Origin of the sequence: Paraliomyxa miuraensis (assembly GCF_026337845.1) — a bacterium.
Classification (GTDB): Bacteria; Myxococcota_A; Polyangia; order Nannocystales; family Nannocystaceae; genus Paraliomyxa; species Paraliomyxa miuraensis.
This window is the reverse complement of sequence record NZ_JAOVZF010000134.1, coordinates 85738-110353: the sequence shown is the minus strand read 5'-3', so window position 1 is coordinate 110353 and position 24616 is coordinate 85738. Positions and strand designations below refer to the sequence as shown.

The following is a 24616-nucleotide window of genomic DNA, read 5'->3' as shown; positions in this document are numbered from 1 at the left end:
GACTCTAGCACCGCGTGATTCGAGCGAGAGCAGGGGCCTCGGTACGGCTCAGGAGCCGATCTCGCAGTGCCCTTCGCCGTCGATGTGCCCGAGCGTGGCGGTCTGCGCCTCGATGAAGCCCCACAGCTCGGTGATGTCGCGGCTGCCCACCTGGTAGCGGGTCTGCGAGGTGATGTCGAGCGCCCGCAGCTCCTCGGCCGTGATCTCGTCGTCACCATCGGCGTCGGCCGAGGCCACCAGATCGAACGCGACGTTGGGCTCCTCGGAGTCGAGGTCGTCGTAGAACAGGTGGTCGGCGTGGATGGTGAGCTGGCTCGTCGCGTCGCCCTCCTCGAGCGCCGCGGCTCCATGACACTCCACGTAGTGCGTGTCGGTGGCGAACGACCAGGCGAAGCGGAGGGTCTGGCCGTCCTTGGTGGCCTGACCCTCGACCCGGATCGAGGCGCCTGCGTCGACGAGCGTCGCCACGTCGTCGTCGGTGGCCGAGACCGGAGTGGCCGCGTCGACGGGCGCCACGCGATAGCCGAGGTGCGGATGATCCACGGCGGGGAGCGTGAGCACCCCTAGCTCGTGGCCCTCGCCGCCCGAGCCCTGGGCCAGGTCGACGACGAAGGCGCCCGGCAGGAGCTCTCCGTTGGCCTCCACGTCGCGCAGCGCGACGAGGAAGCGGCTGAAGTCGACCTCCCAGCCGTCCACGAGCTCCTCGGCCGGGATCCGGTCCTCGATGTACTCCTCGCCATAGGCGGTGATCCGCAGCGCTGCGTCGTCCGAGTCGCTCGTGCAGGCGCCGCCGAGCGCGGCGAGCAAGAGCAGCGGTGCCGAGGGGAGCCGGCGCATGATGATGGTCGTGATGTGCGTGTTCATGTCGAGGTCTCCTCGTGTCCTAGTGGATGGTGACCCCGTAGAAGTCATGGGTCTGGGTGCTGCGGCGCAGCAGGTTGTAGGCGTCGGTGTCGGGCTCGAGCACGACCACGTGGTCGCCGTCGTCGTCGAGGACTGCGAAGTCGATCCCGTCCAGCAGGGTGTCGTCCTCGAATGGATCGTGCGCGAGCAGCTGAAGGCCGAGCTCGAGGTCCTCGTTGGCGCCGTCGCTGAGATCCAGATCGACGGGCAGGCCCACGACGCGGCGTCCTTCGTCCTGGTCGAGCAGGATCGAGAACTCGTAGCGCTCGTCGTCGAGGGTGGCGATGCCCGCGATCTCGAAGGTGTGGCCGAGGATCGGATCGTCCGCTGCGATGCCGTCCTCGACCCGCGCACGCGTGAAGCTGAAGTTGGCGCCGTCGTAGCGCGCGGCGAGCAGGATGGCCTCGCCGAGCAGCTCGCCGTCGTCGCGCCAGTCGAACAGGTGACGACCCTCGAGCTCGCCCACCACCTCTCCGCCGGCGTCGTGGCCGGGATGGGCGAAGGCGGTGGGCACCAGCAGGTCCCACGGGGACCGCAGCCAGGTCGCGTGCATCTCTCCGTTGGTGGTGAATTCGAGCGTGTCGACGGCCACGCGGCAGCGGGTGAGCTCCACGCGGTAGCCGAGGTCGGTCTCGATCGGAGCCACGCCGCTGCTGTCGACGACGATGCGAGCCGAGACTCGCTCGGCGACCTCGCTGTCGAAGGAACAGCCGGCGAGCCAGCATAGGGGCCACAACAGGGACCAGACCCCCCGTATCGGGCGAGGGGTCGAGCATGGGATCTTCATTTGGAGTGTCCAGATGGGTGGAAGTACGAGCAGAGCGATCGAGGGCGGGCCCCGACGGATCGATGCCATCGCACGGGGCCACACCGATGCACCGACCTTCGTCGTGCCCGTCTGGGTGGGCATGGCGAGGTCGCGCAACGCCGCGACGAGCCGCTCACGCGCGTGAGAACGGCTCGGCCTGGACGGTGCCGGCGGGTGGTCCTCGGGCGCGGAGCGTGATCGGAGTGCGGTCGCAGGGAACGACGCGCAGGGCGATGATCGCCTGGTAGGGCCGCCACGGCGCCGAGAGGATCGGCGGCAGCGCGACGGGAGGCGTGAGCAGTGCGAGATCACGATGCGCCAGGCTGCCGCGACCGTGCGCGCTCGGATCGGATGTCGAGGCCGTGGTCGAGCTGGATCGAGCCTCGTGTTCGTGCTCGCCCGGGACATCCAGGATGGTGGCGGCGTGCTCGTGGCCAGCGGGTCGGCCGTGGTATTCGTGGTGCCTGGCCGCGTGGAGGTCGTCGTGCGCAGCGGCAGCACGATGACCGGCGTGCTCGTGATGACCGGCGTGCTCGTGATGACCGGCGTGCTCGTGATGACCGGCGTGCTCGTGATGACCGGCGTGCTCGTGACGACCGGCGTGCTCGTGACGACCGGCGTGCTCGTGATGAGAGCACGCGAGCATCTCGGTCGTTCCGTGGTGGTGATGCCCCAGCTGCCCGTGCAATGCGATGTGCAGCCCTGGCCCGAGCTCGACCCCCAGCATCCATACGAGGGCCGCGAGCAGCACGAGCGCAGGTCGTCGCCGCCATGCCGCACGTCCACGACGAGCGCCTCCGCGGCGGGAGGGCTCCGGGATCGATCGCCGAGGTCGGCGACGTGGGTCGAGCGGTCCGTGCATCGGCGCTACGCCAGCGACGAGAATAGGAGCAGGAACGCGGTCCGACAATCGTGTACGCACGGGGGCGCGACTTCCCGCCGCGGGCGGCTCGGCGCCCGTCGAGCGTGGCGCGAGTCCGCGCCGGACCATGGAGGGCGATGGTCGTGGCTGGGCGCGATGACGCTCGTGGCCCTCCTTCCCGCGCGGGTCATGGCCGACCCCGGTCATGCACCCGAGGCCCTGACCCCGCCCGAGGACGAGCCTGCGAGCGCCGGCGCTTCGTCGCCCACGACCGATGAGCCGAGCGAGGCCGAGGCCGATCCCGCCGCCGACCCCGAGGGCGACGCGGACACGCGAGTGGTGACGGTCCCATCCTCCACGGGCGATGGGCTGACCGCGACCTCGTATCGGATCGATGCCACCACCATTCGCACCACCCCCAAGCGCACCGCCGAGGATCTCATGCGCCTGGTGCCGGGGTTGCTCGTGGTGCAGCACGGCAACCAGGGCAAGGGCTACCAGTACTACATTCGAGGCTTCGATGCGGTCCACGGAGCGGACGTCGAGGTGTTGGTCGACGACGTGCCGATCAACGAGCGGTCCAACGTACACGCCAACGGCTACCTCGATCTCGGCTTCGTGATCCCCGAGGTGGTGCAGGCCCTCGAGGTGAAGAAGGGCTCGGTGCGCCTCGAGCAAGGGGCCTTTGCCACCGCGGGCTCGGTGGAGTATCGCCTGGGCGTCCCCCGGGCCCTTCGGGGTACGCAGGTCGGCTATGAATTCGGCTCGACCGGCCGCCATCGGGCGGTGATGGTCCATGCGCCGCGGCGGCGAGGGCCGGAGACGTTCGTGGCCGCCACCGCCTTCACCGATCAGGGCTACGGGGAGAACCGCGAGGCACGGGGAGCCGCCGCCCTGGGCAAGGGACGGCTGTGGCACGGCCGTGGCGTCTTCGTGGACGTGCTGGGTGGCGTGCATGCGGCTGGCTTCGGACTGCCGGGCACGCTGCGCCTGTCCGACGTCAACACCGGGCGCGTGGGGTTCTACGACGCGTATCTGCAGGACACGGGCGGGGAGTCCTCGCGGGCGCTGGCCGCCCTGATCACGAGGGTCGAGCGGGAGCGCGGCTCGTTGCAGCTCACCGCCCACGGCCAGGGGCGACGCCTGTCGCTCGACGAGAACTTCACCGGCTGGCTCGGCACGATCCGGGAGTTTCGTGGGGACCCTCGGGCCGAGCTCGGCGATCGCCACCTGCAGCGTCAAGACGAGGTGCGCGGCGGGCTGCGCCTGCATGGGCACTGGCACGTGACCTCGCGGATCACCCTGCGCATCGAGGGGCACTGGGACGGCAGCACGATCGAGCAGCAGGTCGACGAGCTGACGCCGCAGCGGGCGATCTGGCGGGTCGAGCGTGACCTCCACATCGACCAGCACGAGCTGGGCCTGGGTCCCGGCATTCGCTGGCGGCCGCTGTCATGGCTGCGCCTCGAGGCGGGCGTGCGCGCCGAGGCCTACACGGCGCGGGTCGTCGATCATCGGACCGACGATGCGCGCTCGAGGGGCGCGCGGGTCACCGCGGTGCCTCGCGTGGCCGCACAGGCGCTGCTGGGTCGGCACTGGCAGCTCTTTGGCGCCTACGGCCGCGGATTCCGGCCACCCGAGGCCCGCGCCTTCACCTTGCCCACGACGCCGCCTCCCGACGAGGATCTCGACCGATACCGCGGCGGGCAGCCACGCATGACGGTGGCCGACAACGCGGAGGTTGGCGCGCGCTGGCAGCCCGCGGGCTTGCTGGACGTGGGGGCCGCGGTCTTCGGCACCTTCATCGGGCGCGAGAGCGTGTTCGATCACGTCTCGGGGTTCAACGTGGAGCTGTCGGCGACGCGGCGGCTGGGGATCGAGGCCGACGTGCAGCTGCGCCCGACGCCATGGCTGGGCCTGGGAATCTCCGCGGTCGGCAACCATGCGCGCTTCGTGGGCACGGGAGCCCCCGTGCCCGGGGCGCCGCCGTTCCTCGCCCAGCTCCAGGGCACGCTGATGCACCCGCGAGGGTGGCGGGCCGGCGTGCGCTGGTTCGCCATGGGGCGACGTCCGCTGTCGTACGGTGCCACCGCGGGCGCGCTGACCGTGCTCGACGCTTCGGCGGGCTACCAGTGGCGCAGCCTCGGGATCGATCTCGCCGTGGACAACGTGCTGGGCACCCGCTGGCGTGACGGCGAGTATCACTTTGCATCGTACTGGGATCGGAGTGCGCCCGCGAGCAGCCTGCCCGCGATCCACTTCGTCGCAGGCCCTCCCCGCATGCTTCGGCTCTCGGTCTCGGCCCGGTTCTGAGCTCGACTCCCGTTTCGTGGTATGGCCGGCAGCCATGGGACGCATGGGACGGCTGCAATCCAAGATCGCGCTGGTGACCGGAGGCGCCTCGGGCATCGGGGCCGCGTGTGCTCGGGCGTTCGTTCGAGAGGGGGCCGAGGTGCTCGTCACCGACGTGCAGGACGAGGCCGGAGCGGCGCTCTTGGCCGAGCTCGGGGAGGCGGCGAGCTATCGGCATCTCGACGTCACGCGGCGCGAGGACTGGGACGCGGCCGTCGCCATGGTCCGGGAGCGTCACGGTCGGCTGCACGTGCTCGTGCACAACGCGGGCGGCGGCGCGGCGGTCGACATCGAGCGCGTGACCCTCGAGCAGTGGCGCGGGGTCCAGGCGCTCAACGTGGAGAGCGTGCTGCTGGGCACCCAGGCTGCGCTCCCGCTGATGCGCGCGTGCGGCGAGCCCGGATCGATCGTGGTGATGTCGAGCGTGGCCGGGCTCATCGGCGAGCCCGGTCTGGTGGCCTATGGCGCGGCCAAGGCCGCGGTACGGATGATGGCCAAGAGCATCGCGCTCCACTGCGCACGCAAGGGCGATCGCATTCGCTGCAATTCGATCCACCCGTCGTTCACCGACACGCCGCTGGTGCGCAGCCTGGCGGGGCAATCGAAGGACCCGGACAAGGCGCTGCAGCGGCTGGCCCAGGCCGCTCCCGTGGGGCGCCTCGCGGAGCCCGAGGAGGTCGCTGCGCTGGTGCTCTATCTGGCCAGCGACGAGTCCGCGTTCGTGACCGGGACCGAGCTGGTGATCGACGGTGGCCTGACGGCGACCTGAGCCAGGGGCTCCGCCGCTCGCCGCCGGAGCTCAGCGCCCGCGGAACCGGGGCGGTCGGCCCTCGATGCGGGCCTGCCGGGCCTCGCGGTGATCCTCGCTGGCATAGGCGGCATGGCGCCGCGCCTCGTGGTCCTCGAGCTGCTCGGTGGATGGCGCTCCTCGCTCGAGCGCCCGCAGCAGCTCGCGATTGCCCTGGATCGACAGCGGTGCTCCTCGTCGCAGGCGATCGAGGACGTCGGACAGCGCGGCCTCGAAGTCGTCGGGGTCGCACAGCCGGATCAAGGCGCCGAGCGACCACGCCTCCTCGGCGTCGAGACGGTCCCCGAGCAGCAGCAGCCGCCGTACGCCCGCGGGTCCGAGCGCGGCGGCGATGCTCTGCAGTCCGGCCGCGTGATAGACCACGCCGAGCTCCGCGGCGGGCACGGCGAGGAACACCCCGCGCCGGGCCAGGCGCAGGTCGCATGCACAGGCCAGCTCGACGCCGGCTCCGATCGCGTAGCCATCGAGCGCGGCGACGAAGGTGGCGTTGGCCCGCCGCATCGCCGAGGTGGCGGCGATGAGCGCTTCGTCGGGCAGCAACGACGGACCACCGGGCTGGCGCGGGGCCGTGGCCTCGGCCAGTGCGGTCAGATCGAACCCTGCGCAGAAGGCCCGTCCACCCACCCCACGCAGGACCACGATCTCGCCCGCGAGCGTGGGGCCCGTGGCGGCGATCCAGCGCAGGGCCCCCGGTGAGATCGCGTTGCGACGGGCCTCGTTGCACAGCCACCAGGTGTGCACCCCGTCGTCGCCGATCGCGGTGCGCAGGCCAGGGGCGACCTCGTCACCGAGCCCATCGCGCTCACTGGCCGCCTCGCTCATGATCAGGGTTGGCCCGGGGTCTGTGTGGAGGGCGTCGGGGTCGGCTGGGTCTGCCCGGGCTTGGTGCCATCGGAGGGTCTCCACCCGGCCGGAGGCCGGCCCCCGGCGGGCTTGGCTCCGTTGGCGTGGAACCAGGTCCCCTTGCCGCCGTTGGCGTCGATCTCACCGGCCTGATGCGCCTCGACCAGGTCGTTCAGGGCTCGCGCCGCGGGCGAGTCCGGGTCTTGCATGATCTGCTTGCGCCGCGCGTAGGCTCGCTTGCGCCGCATCTCGGGGGTGAGGTCCTTGGGATCGGTCGCGATGAGGGCGAGCTCCTCCTCGGTGAGTGGCGGTGCGGCCTTGGTCTCGGCCTCGGCCTCGGCCTCGATGGCCGGCTCGACGGCAGGAGCCGGATCGACCTTCTGAGGCGTGGGCGCCTCGACGCTGCACGCCCCGATCACGAAGAGCCCACCGGCGGCGGTCGCGAGGGCGAGGGCGGACGGCAGCGGGCGCGGGGTTCGTGCCATTGGCGGGAGCGTAGCAGATCCTACCCGGCTGGCTCTCGCGCGCGGCTGGCCCTCGCGCCTGGCTAGCCCTCGCGCGCGTGGAGATCGAGCGCCGGACGATCCGCGGGCGTGAGGCCGCGGATCAGCGAGATCGGGATCCACACGAACATGCCCACGTGGACGAGGCCGAGCAGCGGATGCGCCGCGCCAAGGGGGAACAGGCTCTCGCCGCTGGGGCGATCGAGGCACCAGATCACGCCGCAGACGTACTCGATGGCGACGAAGCCCAGGCAGACCATCAGCCACACCTTGGTGGGGATGGACGTGGGCAGCCCCGCGCCTCGCAGGGTGATCATGGCCAGCATCACCACCGCCCAACCCCAGTGAACGAGCCCGACGATCGCCTCGGGATGGAACTGCTGGGGCAGGCCCGCGGCGAGCAGCGCGATCACCAGCACGCCTCCGAGCCAGGCGGCCTGCTCTCGCAGCAGCGGGACCACGGGGATCCGGCGAAGCGCGGGCGGTACGTCGCCGCCGGGGATCCGCGCCACGAGCAGCAGCTGCATCGGAATCAGCGCGAGCGCGGCTCCGGCGAGGAAGGCAGGACCAAAGCGCGCCGACGAGGGCAGGGCGGCCACCGCCAGCACGCCGAGCACGAGCGCCACCACCATGGCTTCTCCACGGTGCAGCGCGCCTTCGCGGTGGGTGCCTCCCACGTGTCGCTCGATCGCCCGCAAGGACGCGGCGGCGAGCACGAGTGCGCCCACCATGGCCAGTCCCAGTCGGAGGTCGAGCGCGAGCGCGTCGACACCCGATAGATGCGCCCGCGGGGCGAATGCCTCGGCGAGCAGGTGACAGGGCCCGGCGCCGGGTAGCAGGGTGACCATGCCCAGCGTGTCGGCGTGGACGTGCAGCCCGATCGCGACGCCGGTCAGGGCGCTCACCCCCAGCAGGGCCGAGAGCCCGATGCCCACGAGGCCCGGCGACCGCTGCTTGCCCACGGCGAGCGCGGCGAGCATGCACAGGCCGATCGACAAAAGGCCCATGGCCAGGCCCAGCGAGACCGCACCCAGGGCGGGGACCGTGCGGCCGGACCCCAGCGCGGCCACGAGCACCAGCAGCAGCTGCGGCGCGGCCACGATCGCCACCGGGGCGAGCGAGCCCGCGGCAAACCCCAACACGAGCTGCCGAGCCGTGAGCGCGGTGCCGGTCAGCGGCTGCAGGGTGTTCTCGTGCAGCTCTTGAGCCAGCTGCACCCCGACCCACAGCGGCGCGAGCACCAGCCACAGCAACAGCAGTACGCCGCCGGCCGTCAAGCCAATCAGCCGGATCGTGTCGGCCACACCGAGCGGTGACTCGTAGACGACCACCTGGGGCTGCAGCTCCGCGTCGAGCACCGCCTGCAGGCGCTGGCGATCGCGGGGACGGTTCCAGTCGAAGTGCTGGTAGCGACGGCGCTCGGTGAGGTCGGGCGGGGCCAGATCCATGCGAGCGTTGCGGAGCGCCCGCGCGCGTCGCTGGAGCTCCTGGTAGGGGCGCGGAGGGATCACGTGCGGGCCCGCCACCGTGTCGAGCAACATCCAGCCCTCGGTGGCTCGATGGTGGATGGTGTTCCAGTCGTGCTCCTCGCGGAGCAGCTCGCGGCGCTCTTGCTCGTCCTGGACGAAGATCGTGAACTCGAGCTCTTCGCGCTCCCAGCGGCCCTGCTCGAGTCCCAGCGACTGGCGCATGTCGTGCGCGGCGTAGCTGGGGGAACGACCGATGAAGCCGCCCATGAGCACGACCAGCAGCATGAGCAGGCCCGAGCCGAGCAGCGCGCGGCGGCGGTTGGGTCCCCGCAGGGCGCGGGTCACGAAGGGCAGGCAGGCGGCTTTGAGCGGTTGGAGGCGCTGGCGCATGACGAGAGCTCGCTGGCGGGTGGTGAGGCTAGTTGACGCGATCCTCGGACAGTCGATCGTAGACGTCCTCGAGGCGGCTGCGAAGGCGGCTGACGGTGACGACCTTGACGCCGGCGGCGACGAGGTCGGACAAGACCTCGGCCATCATGGCCTCGCCGCCCTGGACCTGGATGGACAGGCACGGCAGGCCGTCGGCCACGCTCTCGCGCTCGATGAGCACGCGATGCCGCGAGAGCACCTCCTGGGCCGCCGCGAGGCCGCTTCCGTCGAGCAGGCGCAGCTCGTAGACGAAGCGCCCGACCTCGTAGCGATCGATGATGTCACCGACCTGGCCGCCGACCACCAGCCGCCCACGCTGCATGATCGCGACCTGATCGCACAGATCGTCGAGCTCGCGAAGGATGTGCGAGGAGATGATGACGGTGACGCCCTGGTCTCGCACGCGGCCCAGGATGCGCCGCAGGTCGCTGCGGCCCCGGGGATCGAGGCCATCGGCGGGCTCGTCGAGGATCAGCAACGAGGGCTCGTGCAGCAGGCAGCGGGCGATCAGCAGGCGCTGGCGCATGCCCTTGGACAGCGCGCCCGCCTGGGCATCGGCCTTGCCCGTCAGATCGAAGGTGACCAGGACCTGCTCGATGGCGGCCTCGAGCTTGGCGGGTGGTAGCTCGAAGCACTGCCCGAAGAAGCGCAGGTACTCGGCCGGGGTCATGTGCTTGTAGAGGGGATTGCCGTCGCCGAGGAACCCGATCCTGCGGCGGAGCTCGGTGGTGCGCAGGGCCTGGCCCTCGCCCGCGCTGTGACCGTCGTAGGCGATGCGGCCGGTGCTCGGGTCCATCACCGTGGCCACCATGCGGAGCGCGGTGGACTTGCCCGCGCCGTTGGGGCCGATCAGCCCGAAGATGGAACCGCTGGGGATCTCCAGGCTGAGGTCGTGGACCGCCCAATCGTGGCCGTCGTAGGTCTTGCCCAGATGCTCGATCTCGATCTGCATGGGAGCGTGGCGGCCTCTTCCACGCACCAGCGTGACCTTGGATTCGCCCCGAGGAAAATTGCGGTGTCAGCGCGGGGGCGTTGGGTCCTCGGGTGCGGACCAGGATCTTCGCATGGAGCCCCGTCCTGGGGGTGGGAAGCATGGCCTGGCGGCCGATGCGAACCTAAGGTTCGGGGACGTGTTCTTGGATCGACCCGGGAAGAAACGGATCGCCCCAGCCCTCGCGGGACTTGCGCTGGCCTTGGGGGCCGTCGGGGGATGCGGCCATCGAGCCGTCGAGCTCGGGGGTGTCCATCTACGCGAGGGCGCGCGGCATCGCGCAGGGCGCGCGGAGTCTGCAATCCAGCGGGGGACGGAGGCGGTGGCGATCATCGAGACCGACGTGGCGCGCGGGATGGGCTTCGTGGTCGATCCGGCCGGGTACGTGGTGACCAACCGGCACGTGATCGAGGACGCCGATCACATCGAGAGCGTGGTGTTTCCAGCGCGCGATCCATGGCGGCGGTACGGCAGCGTGCGCGTGGTCTACATGGATCCAGACGATGATCTGGCGCTGCTGTACGTGCACTCGCCCACTCCCCTCGTGGCCTTGCCGTTGGCGACCGACGAGCTCGAGTCGGTCTCGGGCTACCTGGCGCTCGAGGATCCCGTGGTGGTGCTGCAGCGCGAGGAGACCGACCAGGGTCCCGCGCTCACCATGCGGCACGGTCGGGTGGCGCAGCTGCACGTGAGCAACCCGGCGGCGGGGTCGGGGCGGTTCGTCGGCATGACCCTCGACGTTCACCGAGGCCAGAGCGGGGGACCGGTGCTCGATCGCCACGGCCGGGCGGTGGGGGTGGTCACCTGGGCATGGCGTGAGCGCGGAGGAGGCTTTGCGATCCCCATCGTGGATGCGATGCGCATGATGGAGGAACGCCCGCACCTCGAGGCGGACGCGGAGCTCGAGGCGAGAGCGCGGCTGCGGGCGACCCGGTTCCTCGAGGCCCTCGCGGCGGGCGACGGGGAGACGGCTCGCCGGCTGACCTCGCCGAGCCAGGCCCGCAAGCATCGCGAGGACACCGTCGATCGGGTGATGGCCGACACGCAGGAAGGCGACGGTCTGGAGTTGATGGGGGGGTTCGTGCAGGGCCTCGAGGACGTGGTGGACCAGGCCGAGCAGGCCGAGGATCCCCTGCGCGCCCAGCAGGCGCTGGGCCCACTGGTGATGGGCGTCGTGCAGCTCGTCCCCCAGACGGAGGTCGGACGGCAGCTCGAGGCATCGCAGGTGGTCTCGTTCTTCCACGTGCTGGGCGAGGGGTACCTGCTGGCACGCCTGTTCGGCGGCCAGACCAGCGAGGAAGCGCTCGGGAGCGCGATGCTGCGGCTGCGGACGATCGGCGCGGCGCAGGCGTTCGGCTTGGCGGCGCTGGTGGGCGAGCTCGAAGGCGAGGACGCCCGGCCGCGCGCGGTCGAGCTGCTGCCGGGAGCCTATGCGCCCACGGCCCGGGTCGAGCTCGGCGCGCCCGGGGGTCGGTCGGTCGAGGGGCTGGCCCTGATCCTGCGGCTCGAGTGGGGGGACTGGTACGTGGCCTCGGTCGAGCATGCGGCGCTCGACTGAGCGTGGCCCGGAAGAGGACGCACGCATCCGCGGGCAGGGGCAGGAAACCCGAGGATCCCTGGTGTGGATTGTCGCCTCTCGAGCGGGTTGATACGGTGACGGAGCGGACTGGTGGCGCACGCGCAGCACTCATCGCTCGAGGCGAGCGGTTCCGAACAGAGGGCGGCCCGAGCGCGTGATGCTCACGCCTGGGCCCGTCGGGTCACCTATGGCTTGCTGGCGCTCGCGGCCCTCCTCCTCGCGCCGTGGCCATTCCTCGGCGGCGACGTGGCGACGGGCTTGCTCGCGGTGGCGACGGTCGTGCTGCTCGTGGCCGTGTGGCGCGTGCCCGATGCGGAGCGTCGCAACGAGATTGCGCTGGCGGTGCTGCTCTACCTCGATGCCGTCGTGGTCTTCGTCAGCGCTCGCTTCCACGCACCGCTGGGCGTTCAGCACCTGGTGCTGCTGTGCATGGCGTTCGTGCTCATCGAGCGCGAGCGATCGATCCTGCGGTGGGCGGCCGGGCTCGTGGCGATCGTGCTGCTGATCGTCGAGCCGATCGTGTGGGCATCGGAGCCCCGGCTGTCGTGGGGAGTGCTCGGCGGGGCGGTGGCCTCCGGCGCGGGCGGGCTCGGCACGCTGGTGATGTTGACGTGGCTGTCCGGACCGTCGAGCGCACGGCTCGAGGGGCTGCGCATGAGCACGCCGCCCGAGCGCCACTCGGGGGCGCAGCACGAGCTGCTCCGATCGGGCGACCGGCTCGAGGTGAGCGGCACCTCGCCGCTGCCCGAGGTCGAGGCGCCGGCGAGCAAGGGGCGGGCCCTGGTGGTCGACGACAACCCGATCAACCTCAAGGTGGCGCTGCGCAACCTGGCCAAGCTCGGGTGCGAGGTCCTGACGGCCACCGACGGGCGGGAGGCGGTGGCGCTGGTGCAGGAGCACGAGGTCGACCTGGTCTTCATGGACATCCAGATGCCGGTGATGGATGGATTCGAGGCCACGCGGACGATCCGGGCGCAGGAGAAGGGCAGCGGCAAGCGGCTGCCGATCGTGGCGATGACCGCCCACTCGATGGCGGGCTACAAGGAGCTGTGCCTGCGTGCGGGCATGGATGGCTACATCACCAAGCCCCTGCGCATGACGGACATGGTGCGCACGCTCAGTCGCTGGATCGAAGGCTCCTGGGGCGATGAGGACGAGGACGAGGCCCCGGGAACCTCGTCGTCGGGCGGCGCACGGGATGCGTCGGTGTCGGTACCGACCCAGGGGGGCTCGCAGACCGGATCGGCGGGCGTGCTGGGCGAGCTCGATGCGCCGCTGCTCGACCGTGGTCAGCTCGACGAGGCCACCGACGGCGATGCGGCGCTGGCCAGCGAGCTGCTGTCCATGCTGTTCGAGACGAGCGACAAGAGCCTCGAGCAGGCCTCGAGGGCGCTGGTGCGCGGAGATCAGGACGAGGCGCGACGGGCGATCCACTCGGTCAAGGGCGCGGCCGCGACCCTGGGGGCGGCCCGCCTGGCGCAGGCATGCAAGCGGGTGGAGGGGTTGCGACCGGAGCAGCTCGCCCGCGGGGTGGAGGAAGCCCGCGCGGAATTCTCGGCGCTGCGGGACGCACACGGCTAGGCGCGGCCGGTCCCGTCACGGCACTGCCGGGATGGTGGGGAGCCGGCGGAAGCGGCCCCTTCCTTGATAGCGTGGTGGTCGTGAAGCCCTACCGCACCTCGGCCGGACGGCATCATCCCCTCGGCGCCACGGTGAGCGACGAGGGCGTGAACTTCTCGCTGTTCTCGCGCAGCGCCACCGCGGTCGAGCTACTGCTGTTCGATCGCTTCGATCGACCCGCACCCCAGCAGGTGATTCGACTCGACTCGCGACACCATCGCACCTACGGGTACTGGCACGTATTCGTGCACGGGGCCGCCGAGGGGCTCATCTACGGCTATCGCGTACACGGGCCGTGGGCACCGGAGCAGGGGCATCGCTTCAATCCGGCCAAGCTGCTGCTCGATCCCTACGCCCGTGGCATCGTCCGCCACGATGGTCGGGCCCACCGCGATGCGATGGGCGCCCAGGACAACGTGGCGACCGCCATGAAGAGCCTGGTGGTCGACCTGCGCCGCTTCGACTGGCAAGGGGTGGAGCGGCCGCGGATCGACCCCTCGACGCGTGTGATCTACGAGATGCACGTGCGGGGGTTCACGCGTCATCCGTCGTCGGGCGTGGCCCACCCGGGCACCTTCGACGGGCTCGTCGAGCGGATCCCCTACCTCGTCGAGCTCGGCATCACCACGGTCGAGCTGCTGCCGGTGTTCCAGTTCGACGAGCACGACATCGACTTCGTCGACCCGACCACCGGCAAGGCCCTGCGCAACTTCTGGGGGTACGATCCCATCGGGTTCTTCTCGCCCCATCGCGGCTACTACATCGAGAATTGGGAGCACATGCGCTACCTGACGGGGTTTCGCGACCTGGTCCGCGAGCTCCATCGCGCGGGCCTCGAGGTGGTGCTCGACGTGGTGTTCAACCACACGGCCGAGGGTGGTGAGGACGGCCCCACGCTCTCGTTTCGGGGCATCGAGAACGCGGTCTACTACCTCGGCGAGCCGGGGCGCCCGCAGACCTACGCCAACTACTCCGGCGTGGGCAACACGCTGAACTGCAATCACCCCATCGTGCGCCGCATGATCCTCGATTGCCTGCGCTACTGGGCCGTCGACATGCGGGTGGACGGGTTTCGCTTCGATCTGGCCTCGATCCTCTCTCGCGACGAGTCCGGGCAGCCCATGCACAATCCGCCGCTGCCGTGGGAGATCGAGGCCGACCCCGCGCTGCAGGAGACGCTGCTGGTGGCCGAGGCCTGGGATGCGGGGGGGCTCTACCAGGTGGGGGGTTTTCCCGGCGAGCGCTGGTCGGAGTGGAACGGCAAGTTTCGTGACGACGTGCGCCGCTTCTTGCGGGGAGACGAGGACATGGCGGGGGCGGTGGCCGCCCGCATGCTCGGGAGCCCCGACCTCTACGAGCGCCACGGGCGGGTTCCGCAGCAGTGCATCAACTTCGTCACGTGCCACGACGGCTTCACGCTCGGCGATCTGGTGAGCTACGAGCGCAAGCACAACGAAGCCAATGGCGAGGATGGGCGCGACGGGAGCGACCACGAGCACAGCGCCAACTACGGGGTGGAGGGGCCCACCGACGATCCTGCGATCGAGGCGCTTCGCAACCGACAGGTCAAGAACTTCCTGGCCCTGCTGCTGCTGGCTCAGGGCACGCCGATGGTGCTGGCGGGCGACGAGCTGCGACGGACCCAGCGGGGCAACAACAACGCGTACTGTCAGGACAACGAGGTCAGCTGGATCGACTGGGGGCTACGCGAGCGCCACGCGGACATCCAGCGCTTCACCCGGCTGATGATCGCGTTTCGTCGCGCGCACCCGGGGCTTCGGCGCACCAAGTACCTGCTGGGATACGAGGCTCCAGCGTCGGCCGATCCGCCCGGCTATACGCGCGTGCGCTGGCACGGGACGGCGCTCGATCGCCCGGACTGGAGCCGCGAGAGCCACACGCTGGCCTATACGCTGACCCGCTCGCAGGACGACCAGGCGCTGCACGTCATCGTCAACGCGTGGGAGCGGGCGCTGCGCTTCGACGTCCCTCGACCCGAAGCGGGGCTCGAGTGGCATCGAGCCATCGACACGAGCCGGGCGTCGCCGGACGACATCGGCGAGCCGGATGCCGAGGGCCGGGTCGAGACCCGAGTCGAGGGGCACGAGGTGGTCGCGCAGGGTCGATCGGTGGTGGTGCTGGTGCAGCGCTGAGCGGCCTCATGCACCGGGCAGGGGGCCGCGGCGGTCGGGGGGAGGGCGGGTGCCCTTGCGGATCCGCAGCGTGGTCCCGGGCTCCCGGGCGTGCTCGTTGATCATCAGCCATCCGGGCTTGGCGGCGGGCCAGGTGCGCTCGTAGACCCAGCGCGCGTCGTGGGCCGAGAGGTTGATGCAGCCGTGGCTGGTGCGGCGGCCGAAGCGGTTGTGCCAGAACGTCCCGTGGAGCGCGTAGCGGCCGCGGAAGTACTGGACCCACGGGACGCCCTCGACGAAGTAGGTGTCCTCGTCGCCCGCGCGCGAGCGCATGTCGGCGAACGCCCACTTGCTCTCCAGGCGAAACAGACCCACCGGCGTGGGGTGCTCGCCGTTGCCCGACGAGATCAGCGTGAGGAATTCGACCGCCGGGCCGCGGCGCAGCGCGAGCATCTGCTGGGCGAGGTCGATGTCGATCCAAAGCTCGTCCGCCGTGATGCCGTCGGGGGGCGGCATGGGGATCCAGTGGCGCACCTGCTCGGCCAGGACCCAGCCGCTGGTCGAGCCGGCCTCTGGTCGCGCCACCGGGATCCACGCGTCGTGCTCGCCCCGCTCGTCGGGCGGTCGATCGTGGGCCAGCGCCTCGGCGTGGAGCGGAAGTCGGTCGAGCTCGGGGGACTCCTCGCTCGGCTCGGCGTGGACGATCGCGTAGGGCCACTCGATGCTCCACATCATCACGGTACCGGCGGGGATCGGATGCGCCGCGATGTCTCGGCCACGAAACTCGCTGGGTTTCATGCGCTTGACGTCGCGCTCGCGGACGGTGCGATGGGTCTCGGTGGTCAGCACGGTCTGGCGATGGAACCGGCGGCGCTCCACGAAGGCGTAGTCGTGCTCGGGCTCGAGGTAGTCCTCGGGCGGGGCCTGCACCGCCATGGCGCGGCGAGAGCGATAGCGTGGGGCGGGAGGCTGCTGACCGCTGCCGTCCTTGGGACGCAGGCGGGCGTAGAAGAACGGCGCGAGTCCATCGACCAGGGTCGCGGGCAGCATGGAGGGCTCGTCCTCCACGGGCTCGGTGTGCTGCAGACACACGTACGCGGCGTCGCCGATCCTGCCCCAGCCCTCGCCGCCGCAGTCGTCGCCGGTGACGTGCGCCTGGAGTTCGAAGATCTGGTTGCGTGGGATCTTGCCGCGGAAGGCGGTGCCGAGGCGCGGCTCCACGTAGACCATCTGCGCCCTTCGTGCGCGCCGGCGGCCGATCGAGCGCGGGTGGTCGTCGACGGGTGGAGCGTCGCTCGAGGCGACGGCGGCCACGGTCGCCTCGGGGGTGGCGGCGGGCCCGGAGGGGGCGCTGGGCTCGGTGATCGGCGCTGGAGGCCGTGAAGGCACCGTGGGCGCGGGCTCGGGACGAGCGTCCATTGCGCTGGATGCGCCGGCGCCATCGCAGGCCAGGAGCAGCAGCGCCGTCGCGATCGCCTCCGCCCTGGGGAGCCCGGCCATGGTCGATGGGTATGCCATACTCCCGCCGCGCATGGATACGCCGTTCCGTGGAACCGCCAAGTACATCGTGTCCGAGGAGCTGGGGCGCGCCGTCGACGTGGCGGTGCATCTACAGCGACCGCTGCTGCTCAAGGGCGAGCCCGGGACGGGAAAGACGCTGCTGGCCATCAACCTGGCGGCGGCACGCGGGCTGCCGCTCGAGCGCTGGCAGGTCAAGTCGACCACGAAGGCGGTGGAGGGGCTCTACGAGTACGACACCGTGCGTCGCTTGCACGACAGCCGCTTTGGCGAGGGAGACGTTCGCGACATCGCGCAGTACATCTCGCTCGGGCCGCTGGGTCGGGCGTTCGAGCGGGACGAGCGGTCGGTGGTGCTCATCGACGAGATCGACAAGGCGGACCTCGAGTTCCCCAACGATCTGCTGCACGAGCTCGACACGATGAGCTTCACGATCTCCGAGACGGGCCGCACGGTGACCGCCGGTCGGCGGCCGATCGTGATCATCACCAGCAACAACGAGAAGGAGCTCCCCGATGCGTTCCTTCGTCGCTGCGTGTTCCACTGGATCGAGTTCCCCGATCGCGAGCTGATGGCTCGCATCGTACGCGTGCACCATCCGGACCTCGAGGACGAGCTGCTCGGCGCCGCGCTCGGGGCGTTCTATCGGCTGCGGCAGGTCGACGGCCTGCGCAAGCCGCCGAGCACCAGCGAGCTCATCGACTGGATCTCGGCCCTGCGGCACTCGGGCATGGATGCCGCCAAGCTGCTCGGCGCCGGGCTGCCGTTCCTGGGCACGCTGCTCAAGAAGGAGCAGGACGTCGAGACGCTCCAGCGCGTGGTTCGGCGCGGGCGGGGGTAGGCGGCTCTGCGCGGGTCACTGCGCTCGCCTGGGACCGAGCAGCACATCCCACTCGAGCCGCACGGGGGCCGGGCGAGCGCTGCGAGCCTGGCCCGGCGCGCGCAGCCACACGCCCAGCGCTCGGGCCTCGGGCTCGATCAGCAGCGTGTGGACGACCTCGTCGAGGCGTAGCCGGGCCCCGAGCTGCCACAGGGAGTCGTGGTCGAGGCGATGGGCGCGGGATTCCACCGTGGCCTCGATCGTCGCGTAGCGCGAGCAGGCGCTCGGCGCGGTCTTGTCGCGCAGGTGGTTGGTGGCAGCGAGGATCCGTCCGCCGAGCTCGTCGTCCTCGGGGTGACGCACGGCCATCCCGTCGGCCTCCACCTCCAGCACTCGCGCGGGCGCATGATCGGATCCGCGGCGCGGCTCGAGCAGGTGCAGGATGTAGCTGCCTGCGTGGGTCTCGTGCTTCCAGATCGCCTCCACGTCGTCCGCAGTGCTCGTGCCGTCGCCGTCCACGTCGCGTTGCTCGAGCGCGTCGCGGAGCAGGAGGTTGGCGGGCGAGAACCCCCGCAGCGCCTCGCTCGCGCTCGCGGCCCCGTCGCCGTAGCCCATGTTGAACAGCGCCGATACGCCGGCCTCGTTCATGCACGACAGGCACCCCAGGTAGCCCGCGAACGCCACCGAGATCACCGGCTGCCGCTGCGGATCGTCGGGCTCGAACGCGAACACGATCTGGTTGCGCAAGAGCTCCGGATCGTCGCTCCAGTCGAGGTTGCGGACCATCACCGGGGCGCCGAGCAGGCCCGGTGCGCCCTCGGTGCTGGTGCCCCAGGCCGAGACCGACGAGCAGCCGATCGCCAGCAGGTCGGTCATGGCGTTCAGCACCAGCAGATCGGCGACCCGCAGCTCGCGACCCAGGGCCGGGATCTCGGCTCCGCCCGCGGCCTTCATGCCGGCGATCACCCCCTCGGCTTCCTCGCGCAGGCGCGGCGGGATCTGGGCCACGGTGGTGTACAGCACGCCCGCCGCGTCGAGGGTGGCGGGCGGGATCACGTCGAGCGCGTAGCCGTCGACGATCTCGATGATCTCGTCGCGCAAGAGCATCCCATGCGCATGGCCCATCTGCGTGGGCGTGCCCCACACCCGCAGGACTCGTAGGCCCTCGAGCGTGCGCAGCTCGCCATGGAGCTTCGTCGACTCCGATGCGTCGACCTCCGGGTTGGAGTCGCCGTCGACTCCGGCCTCGGCCGATGGCGCGATCGTGGCCGGAGGAGCGGCGGTGGGAGGAACGTCGGGACCCTCGGAGCGCGTGCCTCCACAGCTCGGCACCAGCAACAGCAGCAGCATCATCATCGAGGCGAGGGAGCGACGGCGCACGAGAGCACGGGGATGGGCCACGGCAGCACTCTAACGCGCCGCGGGCCCACCGGGGTCCTCGGGGATCCGGCGGGGGAGCCGCCCCCGGCCACGCTCGTGCGCGCCCGCCCGCAGGCTCGGGCAGTGTCGTAGACTCCCCCGCGAGGTGCTGTTCCTCGACTTCTTCTACAACCTCCGGACCCACCGGGTCCCGGTGAGCACGCACAACTGGCTGGCGCTCATGCAGGCCATCGGCGCGGACCTGCACGGCAGCAGCCTCGATGGCTTCTACCAGGTGGCGCGGTGCTTGCTGGTCTCCACCGAGACCCACTACGACGGCTTCGATCAGGCGTTCGCCGAGACGTTCCGCGGCGTGGAGCGGGACCTCAGCCATCTCGCCGACGAGCTGCGGCAGTGGCTCGACGATCCCAAGCAGCTGTTGCACCTCGATCCCGCGCTCCGTGCCGCGATCGAGGCCATGGGCATCGAGGAGCTGCGTCGCCAGCTGCTCGAGCGCCTCGAGCAGCAAAAGAAGCGCCACGAGGGCGGCAATCGCTGGATCGGTACCGGCGGCACCTCGCCGTTCGGGCAGGGCGGCATGCATCCCTCGGGCATTCGCATGGGAGGGCAGGGGGGAGGTCGCAGCGCGCTGGCGGTGGCGGACGCCCGCCGGTTTGCCGCGTATCGGCGCGACCTCGTGCTCGACACCCGCCAGATCGCGTCGGCGCTGCGGCGGCTGCGGACGATGGCGCGCAAGGGTCTTTGCGACGAAGAACTCGATCTCGATCGCACGGTGGACGAGACCGCGCGCAATTGCGGCGACCTCGAGATCGTGACCCGACCGCCTCGCAAGAACGACGTGCGGGTGCTGCTGCTCATGGACGTGGGCGGCAGCATGGACCCCTTTGCCCGCCTGGTGAGCCGCCTGTTCTCGGCGGCCAGCGGCGGCGGGGGCTTTCGCGAGTTGCGCTCGCTCTACTTCCACAACTGCGTCTATCGGCGGGTCTACGAGGACGCGGCGTTCACCAAGCCGGTGGGGGTGGACGAGCTGCTGCGCCAGTGCGATCCGCAGTGGCGGCTCATCGTGGTGGGCGACGCGTACATGCACCCGGGCGAGCTGCTGATGTCGAGCGGCAACTGGTGGGACGGCACGCGTGGTCCAACCGGCTTGACGTGGTTGGCACGCCTGGCCGATCGCCTTCCTCGCTCGGCCTGGCTCAATCCCGAGCCGCCGCGGGTCTGGGATGCACCCACCATTGCGGCCATCCGCGAGGTGTTCCCCATGTTCCCGCTGACGCTCGAGGGCCTCGATGACATGGTGGGCCAGCTCCAGCGCCCGCCGAGCGCGGTTCGGCGCAGTCGCGTCCACGAACTGGCGCGTGGCGCCGACCTCGACGACGTGCGGTCCTAGGTCGAGGCGGGCTGGGCCAGGGCCGGAGCCAGCCCCAGGCCCATGCCCACCCAGGCCAGATCCGTGGCTAGATCCGTGGCTGCGGCTGTGCTACCCAGCGTTCCATGATCGCACGTGTGACACTGCTCGGTCCGCTCGCAGCCATGTCCCTGCTCGGGGCCCTGTTCGTGGGCGCTTGCGACAAGGGAGACGACGGGGCCAAGGACACCAAGGAAGCCAAGGGCGACGCCAAGGCCAAGGGCGACGACAAGGCCGCCGGGGACGAAGGTGAGCCCACGCTGAAGGTGGCCGATGGTGACCAGGGCGTCGAGGGTCCCGTGCCGCCCGACACCAGCATGGTGTTCTTCCAGGTCGAGGGCGCGTTGCTTCCGCTGGCCTGCTTCGACAAGGACAAGGGCACGCTGGCGGCGGGGACGGGGTGTCTCGATCTCGTGCCCGCGGGAGCCGAAGTGCGCGTCAGCGGAGGGGACCAGGCGTTCAACAAGAAGGTGGCCGATCGCATCGAGCCCCGCTGCCTGGCCGGCTCCGGCAAGAAGATCGCGCTGGACGCCGAGGGCCTGACCGGCGGGGCGGAGTTCACGTTCGGCGCGTGGCCGCCCTCGGCCCTCAAGATCGTCGAGCTCGTGCCCGAGGACAGCACCTCGCCGGCCGCCACCGGGCTCGACGACGAGACCAAGGCCAAGATCGCCAAGCTCGTGCCCTCCAAGGGGGAGCTCACGGCGCATCAGGTGGCCGAGATCGACGTCGACGGCAACGACGAGAAGGATGGGATCTACTCCGTGTTCATCCCGCACCCGTCGATGCCCGAGCAGTACACGTGGAGCGGGGTGTTCCTGGCTCCCGACGGCAACCTCGATGCGATGGTGCTGCTGGCCAAGTCGCAGTCGCGCAAGGACGTGTTCGAGGTGCTCGGCGCGCTCGACGTGGATGGCAAGGATGCGCGCGAGCTGTGGGTGCGGATGATCTACGAAGAGGGAGCGGGCGACGCCGTCGTCCAGATCTCGGGCACCGAAGCCAAGCCGCTGGGCGCCTGGTCCTGCGGCGCGTAGCCACCGCGGTCTCGAGCCGGGGCCCGCTACATGCGGGCCTTGGGCACCAGGGCCAGGCGCTGGGCGTGGTCGGGTGCGGGCTTGGCCGCGATGACCTGGGCCATCACCGTGGTGATGCCCTCGTCGGAGCACGATGCGTCCTCCCAGGAGAGCTGGCGGACGTTGTCCCAGCCGGGCAGGAACGCCCAGCGATAGTTCTCGTGCCGGCTCCACCACGCCCCCTCGACGCCGGGGACGGGCGTGGATGGCTGGTAGCGCTCACCCAGGCTCTCGGCCATCTTGCGATCGTGGTGATCGGCGGCCTGCTTGGCCGAGGTCTCCGGCAGCTTGGACAGCCGAAACCACCGGGGGCCCTCGTCGTGGTGGAAGTAGTAGCCGCACGAGTTCCGGAACGACTCGCCGAGATAGGTCGGCAGGCCGCAGGCCTCGGAGACGGTGGCCACGTCGAAGCCGAACTCTCCCTTGCAGCACTGCGGGTGCGGCAGCTTGGGCGCGAAGAGGCGACACTCGCCGTTGGTCTCGTCGGGACGCCCCGAGCCCAGACCGATGCCGTCGTCGCGCATCCTCTCCTCGGCGCGCTCGATGGTCTTTTGGGTGTAGAGCTCGCCGTCCTTGACCACGACGCGAGGATCGTCGGCGCCCACCTCGGGCGCAGGGGGTGCCTTCTTGTCGCCGTAGGGATTGCTCGTGGACGAGGGGCAGCCGGGCAGCAGCACCGGCAGGAGCAGGAGCCACGAAGGAAACCGAAGTGGGGCTCGCATGGGGTCGAGGTCTTACCGCGGACCACGGCGACGCGCCAAGGTCGGCAGTAGCAACACAACGAGCAGCCAGGGACCGCTTACACCTCCGCCCGCCCCCGCCGGCCCGGCCTGGGCGCGGGCGACGGCGCATCCCCGGTCGTCTTGCGTGGGCTCGGGGGGTGGGTCCTCGCCCACCTCGATCTCGAAGTCGAGCCGCGAGGTGTTGCCGGCCTCGTCGGTCAGCTCCACGTGGAAGGCCCAGGTCCCGACGGGCAGCCCGGCGACCGCGAAGTGGTCCTCGATGAAGGGGCGCGGCTCGGGCTTGGGCTCGTCGCCCAGCCACAGCGAGGCATCGTAGACCTGCGGGTGCAGGTCGTCGCGGATCTCGAGCCGCACGTCGAAGTCGGCGGGGGCCTGGAAGTACTGGCCATCGGCGGGCTCGAGCAGCTCGATGGTGGGCGCCCGAACGTCGACGTAGGGCCCGCCGAACAGCCGCTCGAGCACCAGCGGCGCGTTCTGGGCGTGGTCGTCGGCGCACAGCTCCTGGTTCAGCTCGGGGCACGAGGCCATGCCGGGGTTCAGGTGGATGTCGGCCACCACCCCGTAGCACTCACGCCCGAACGCGGTGGGCTGATCGTCACCGGTCGGGAACATGACCGTGTGGTCACCGTCGACGTGATCGAGCCCCCAGCTGTGGGCGGCCTCGTGCAGGGCGGTGGTCGCTCCCCCGTTGATCCAGTCGGCCAGGTCGCCGTCGACGTGGGCGAAGGCGATCTCGTTGGGGCGCTGATCGAGGCAGTCCCCGGAGGGCGCGCTGCCCAGCGCGCCGTACTCCGCCTCGGTCCCGCCGTAGACCACCATGGTGTAGTCCTCGGACTCGGGAGGGCGCAGGGCGGTGATGCGGATGCCGAAGTCCGCGGTGTCGCGGCGCATGGCCTGCAGCACCGAGACCTTGGTCTGCACCGAGCCCGTAAACGGCGGGATCGGTTCCTCGTTGTTGTACCAGTGGCAGTTGGCCTTGCTGTTGCTCGGGTTGCAGTCCGACAGCTTCACCCCGTCGAAGTTGACGAACAGGGTGGTGGGCTTGCCGAGCGTGCGACCCCTGGGCGTCGACGAGGCGGTGAGCGCGGCGGGAGGCGGCGGCAGCGGAGCGTCCATCACGTGGCGGCCCTCGGCGAGCGCCGGGGGGGCCATCGCGAGCAGCCACAGGGTCGGGATCACGCCCGCCTCGCACGGACGAGCACGAGCAGCGCGAGCATGGCCCATGCCGGGGCCGGCTCGGGCTCGCCGCCGATGCGGCAGCCGGACTCCGTCGGATCCCCGGGATCCTCCTCCTCGGGCTCCGGCGGCAGCTCGCTGCCCTCGGGGAGGATGGTGAACCGCACGCGGTCCTCGCCGGTATTGCCGGCCTCGTCGGCGATCACCACGCGCAGGTCGTAGTCGCCCTCGGGGGGGTTGATGAGCAGCAGATCGAGGCCGATGCGGTCCTCGGTGTAGATGAGCTGGTCGTGATCGTAGACCTCCACGCGATAGAACTGCGGGTGCAGGTCGTCCTGCACCTCACCGAGCAGGGCGATGGTGGTCGGCAGCACGAACGTGCTCTCGTCCTCGGGACTGGTGATCTCGAGCGTGGGCGCGGTGGTGTCGGGGATCGCGGGGCCGAACAGGAGGTTCATCTCCTGCCAGCTGTTTTGGTGTCCGGTCTCGCAGAACTGGGTGTGGACCTGGTTGCAGGACCCCGGGGTGGGGGTCAGGTCGGTGTCGGAGACGATCCGGAAGCACTCGTCGCGAAACGACTGGTTCAGGCCCGCGGACTTGAACGGGTTCAAGATGTCGAGCTCGGCGTCGACGTGCTCGAGGCCCCAGGTGTGGGCGGCCTCTTGCAGGATCACGGTCGAGCCCGTGTTGGAGGAGCCAAAGCCCTGCGTGAAGCTGGTGTCGCTGCCGCGGCGATCCTCGCAGTCGATGTAGGGCGCGACGCCGGCGAAGCTCTGGGGCCCCAGGTCGCCGTACATCACCATGGTGTAGGGGACGTCTTCGGGGGGCCGATCGACGACCACGCGGACCCCGAAGTCCTTGAGGTCCTTGCGGGTGGCCTGCAGGATCGAGATCCGCTGGGTCTCGTTGCCGTCGTAGGGGCCGACGTAGCCGTTGAAGAGGTTGGCGAGCGTGCTGCAGTCGTAGCGGGGGTCGTTGCCGCAGCCGGTCTGCAGCACGCCGCCGTCGAAGTTGATGAAGAGCGTCTCGGGCGTGCCCGCGGCGCGCGGCGGCAGGTCGGCGCGAAGCTCCGCCGTGGGGATGGCCGGCGTCTCCAGCGGCAGCGCGAGATCGGAGGGTGCTCCCGCGGCGGGAGCCCACGCAATGAACAAGGCGAACGAGCCGAGCATCGGCCCGACAACGCTACCAGGACCGAGGCCGGC

General features: G+C 70.7%; 20 protein-coding genes. 8 read left to right on the top strand and 12 right to left on the bottom strand.

The window, feature by feature from the left end:
- Window positions 1–48: 48 nt before the first annotated feature.
- The 3 genes from OEB96_RS05225 to OEB96_RS05215 form a co-directional block, all read right to left on the bottom strand.
- Window positions 49–864, bottom strand: coding sequence for a hypothetical protein (locus OEB96_RS05225; RefSeq protein ID WP_266214329.1), 816 nt, complete (start codon window positions 862–864; stop codon window positions 49–51).
- A 19-nt stretch (window positions 865–883) separates the two neighbouring features.
- Window positions 884–1639: a hypothetical protein gene (locus OEB96_RS05220; protein WP_266214328.1), complete on the bottom strand. Its 756-nt coding sequence runs from the start codon at window positions 1637–1639 to the stop codon at window positions 884–886.
- Window positions 1640–1844: 205 nt separating this feature from the next.
- The gene (locus OEB96_RS05215) at window positions 1845–2462 is read right to left on the bottom strand and encodes a hypothetical protein (RefSeq protein ID WP_266214327.1); all 618 of its coding nucleotides are present in this window, start codon (window positions 2460–2462) and stop codon (window positions 1845–1847) included.
- Window positions 2463–2738: 276 nt separating this feature from the next.
- Between OEB96_RS05215 and OEB96_RS05210 the strand changes: the two genes are divergently transcribed.
- Window positions 2739–4886, top strand: a complete 2148-nt coding sequence (locus OEB96_RS05210; RefSeq protein ID WP_266214326.1) for a TonB-dependent receptor — start codon at window positions 2739–2741, stop codon at window positions 4884–4886.
- 34 nt (window positions 4887–4920) lie between these two features.
- Window positions 4921–5694, top strand: coding sequence for a glucose 1-dehydrogenase (locus OEB96_RS05205; RefSeq protein WP_266214325.1), 774 nt, complete (start codon window positions 4921–4923; stop codon window positions 5692–5694).
- Window positions 5695–5724: 30 nt separating this feature from the next.
- On the opposite strand, the gene OEB96_RS05200 is transcribed toward OEB96_RS05205, so the two are convergent.
- The 4 genes from OEB96_RS05200 to OEB96_RS05185 all read right to left on the bottom strand — a co-directional run bounded on the left by OEB96_RS05200 (window position 5725) and on the right by OEB96_RS05185 (window position 9929).
- Entirely contained in the window at window positions 5725–6555 is an 831-nt protein-coding gene (locus OEB96_RS05200; RefSeq protein ID WP_266214324.1) for an enoyl-CoA hydratase-related protein, read from the bottom strand.
- Between the two features lie 2 nt (window positions 6556–6557).
- Window positions 6558–7061, bottom strand: a complete 504-nt coding sequence (locus OEB96_RS05195; RefSeq protein WP_266214323.1) for a hypothetical protein — start codon at window positions 7059–7061, stop codon at window positions 6558–6560.
- A gap of 62 nt (window positions 7062–7123) precedes the next feature.
- Window positions 7124–8938 (bottom strand): hypothetical protein, encoded by a 1815-nt coding sequence (locus OEB96_RS05190; RefSeq protein ID WP_266214322.1) that lies wholly within the window; start codon window positions 8936–8938, stop codon window positions 7124–7126.
- Window positions 8939–8966: 28 nt separating this feature from the next.
- Window positions 8967–9929, bottom strand: coding sequence for an ABC transporter ATP-binding protein (locus OEB96_RS05185; protein ID WP_266214321.1), 963 nt, complete (start codon window positions 9927–9929; stop codon window positions 8967–8969).
- Between the two features lie 361 nt (window positions 9930–10290).
- Here OEB96_RS05185 and OEB96_RS05180 point away from each other — a divergent pair, with 361 nt between their 5' ends.
- From OEB96_RS05180 to glgX, 3 genes are all read left to right on the top strand, one after another.
- Window positions 10291–11526: a S1 family peptidase gene (locus OEB96_RS05180; RefSeq protein ID WP_266214320.1), complete on the top strand. Its 1236-nt coding sequence runs from the start codon at window positions 10291–10293 to the stop codon at window positions 11524–11526.
- A gap of 213 nt (window positions 11527–11739) precedes the next feature.
- Complete coding sequence (locus OEB96_RS05175; protein WP_266214319.1) at window positions 11740–13128, top strand: response regulator; 1389 nt, start codon at window positions 11740–11742, stop codon at window positions 13126–13128.
- A gap of 80 nt (window positions 13129–13208) precedes the next feature.
- Window positions 13209–15320 carry a glycogen debranching protein GlgX gene (gene glgX / locus OEB96_RS05170; protein ID WP_266214318.1) on the top strand — a complete coding sequence of 704 codons (2112 nt, stop codon included), beginning with the start codon at window positions 13209–13211 and terminating at the stop codon, window positions 15318–15320.
- A 6-nt stretch (window positions 15321–15326) separates the two neighbouring features.
- Here glgX and OEB96_RS05165 read toward each other — a convergent pair whose 3' ends face one another.
- A complete protein-coding gene (locus OEB96_RS05165) occupies window positions 15327–16799 on the bottom strand; it encodes a L,D-transpeptidase (protein ID WP_266214317.1) in 1473 nt (490 codons plus the stop codon).
- Window positions 16800–16830: 31 nt separating this feature from the next.
- Between OEB96_RS05165 and OEB96_RS05160 the strand changes: the two genes are divergently transcribed.
- Window positions 16831–17658: an AAA family ATPase gene (locus tag OEB96_RS05160; RefSeq protein WP_266214316.1), complete on the top strand. Its 828-nt coding sequence runs from the start codon at window positions 16831–16833 to the stop codon at window positions 17656–17658.
- Window positions 17659–17673: 15 nt separating this feature from the next.
- Here the strand turns inward: OEB96_RS05160 and OEB96_RS05155 are convergent, their stop codons facing one another.
- Window positions 17674–19017 (bottom strand): C45 family autoproteolytic acyltransferase/hydolase, encoded by a 1344-nt coding sequence (locus OEB96_RS05155; protein WP_266214315.1) that lies wholly within the window; start codon window positions 19015–19017, stop codon window positions 17674–17676.
- Between the two features lie 145 nt (window positions 19018–19162).
- Here OEB96_RS05155 and OEB96_RS05150 point away from each other — a divergent pair, with 145 nt between their 5' ends.
- Together OEB96_RS05150 and OEB96_RS05145 are read left to right on the top strand one after the other, a co-directional pair.
- Window positions 19163–20407 (top strand): vWA domain-containing protein, encoded by a 1245-nt coding sequence (locus OEB96_RS05150; protein ID WP_323137337.1) that lies wholly within the window; start codon window positions 19163–19165, stop codon window positions 20405–20407.
- 104 nt (window positions 20408–20511) lie between these two features.
- On the top strand, window positions 20512–21456 hold the full coding sequence (locus OEB96_RS05145; protein WP_266214314.1) for a hypothetical protein: 945 nt from the start codon (window positions 20512–20514) through the stop codon (window positions 21454–21456).
- A gap of 26 nt (window positions 21457–21482) precedes the next feature.
- Here OEB96_RS05145 and OEB96_RS05140 read toward each other — a convergent pair whose 3' ends face one another.
- The 3 genes from OEB96_RS05140 to OEB96_RS05130 are packed head-to-tail and all read right to left on the bottom strand — an operon-like array spanning window position 21483 to window position 24583.
- The gene (locus OEB96_RS05140) at window positions 21483–22217 is read right to left on the bottom strand and encodes a hypothetical protein (RefSeq protein ID WP_266214313.1); all 735 of its coding nucleotides are present in this window, start codon (window positions 22215–22217) and stop codon (window positions 21483–21485) included.
- Window positions 22218–22229: 12 nt separating this feature from the next.
- Window positions 22230–23417: a hypothetical protein gene (locus OEB96_RS05135; RefSeq protein WP_266214312.1), complete on the bottom strand. Its 1188-nt coding sequence runs from the start codon at window positions 23415–23417 to the stop codon at window positions 22230–22232.
- Window positions 23414–24583 (bottom strand): MYXO-CTERM sorting domain-containing protein, encoded by a 1170-nt coding sequence (locus OEB96_RS05130; RefSeq protein WP_266214311.1) that lies wholly within the window; start codon window positions 24581–24583, stop codon window positions 23414–23416. The genes OEB96_RS05135 and OEB96_RS05130 overlap by 4 nt, the downstream gene beginning before the upstream one ends.
- Window positions 24584–24616 lie beyond the last annotated feature (33 nt).

What these genes read in the sequence shown, in the direction of transcription:
- OEB96_RS05225 (WP_266214329.1), bottom strand. Translation starts at nt 864, where the DNA reads ATGAACACGCACATCACGACCATCATCATGCGCCGGCTCCCCTCGGCA.
- OEB96_RS05205 (WP_266214325.1), top strand. Translation starts at nt 4,921, where the DNA reads ATGGGACGCATGGGACGGCTGCAATCCAAGATCGCGCTGGTGACCGGA.
- OEB96_RS05200 (WP_266214324.1), bottom strand. Translation starts at nt 6,555, where the DNA reads ATGAGCGAGGCGGCCAGTGAGCGCGATGGGCTCGGTGACGAGGTCGCC.
- OEB96_RS05195 (WP_266214323.1), bottom strand. Translation starts at nt 7,061, where the DNA reads ATGGCACGAACCCCGCGCCCGCTGCCGTCCGCCCTCGCCCTCGCGACC.
- OEB96_RS05190 (WP_266214322.1), bottom strand. Translation starts at nt 8,938, where the DNA reads ATGCGCCAGCGCCTCCAACCGCTCAAAGCCGCCTGCCTGCCCTTCGTG.
- OEB96_RS05185 (WP_266214321.1), bottom strand. Translation starts at nt 9,929, where the DNA reads ATGCAGATCGAGATCGAGCATCTGGGCAAGACCTACGACGGCCACGAT.
- OEB96_RS05165 (WP_266214317.1), bottom strand. Translation starts at nt 16,799, where the DNA reads ATGGCCGGGCTCCCCAGGGCGGAGGCGATCGCGACGGCGCTGCTGCTC.
- OEB96_RS05160 (WP_266214316.1), top strand. Translation starts at nt 16,831, where the DNA reads ATGGATACGCCGTTCCGTGGAACCGCCAAGTACATCGTGTCCGAGGAG.
- OEB96_RS05145 (WP_266214314.1), top strand. Translation starts at nt 20,512, where the DNA reads ATGATCGCACGTGTGACACTGCTCGGTCCGCTCGCAGCCATGTCCCTG.
- OEB96_RS05140 (WP_266214313.1), bottom strand. Translation starts at nt 22,217, where the DNA reads ATGCGAGCCCCACTTCGGTTTCCTTCGTGGCTCCTGCTCCTGCCGGTG.
- OEB96_RS05130 (WP_266214311.1), bottom strand. Translation starts at nt 24,583, where the DNA reads ATGCTCGGCTCGTTCGCCTTGTTCATTGCGTGGGCTCCCGCCGCGGGA.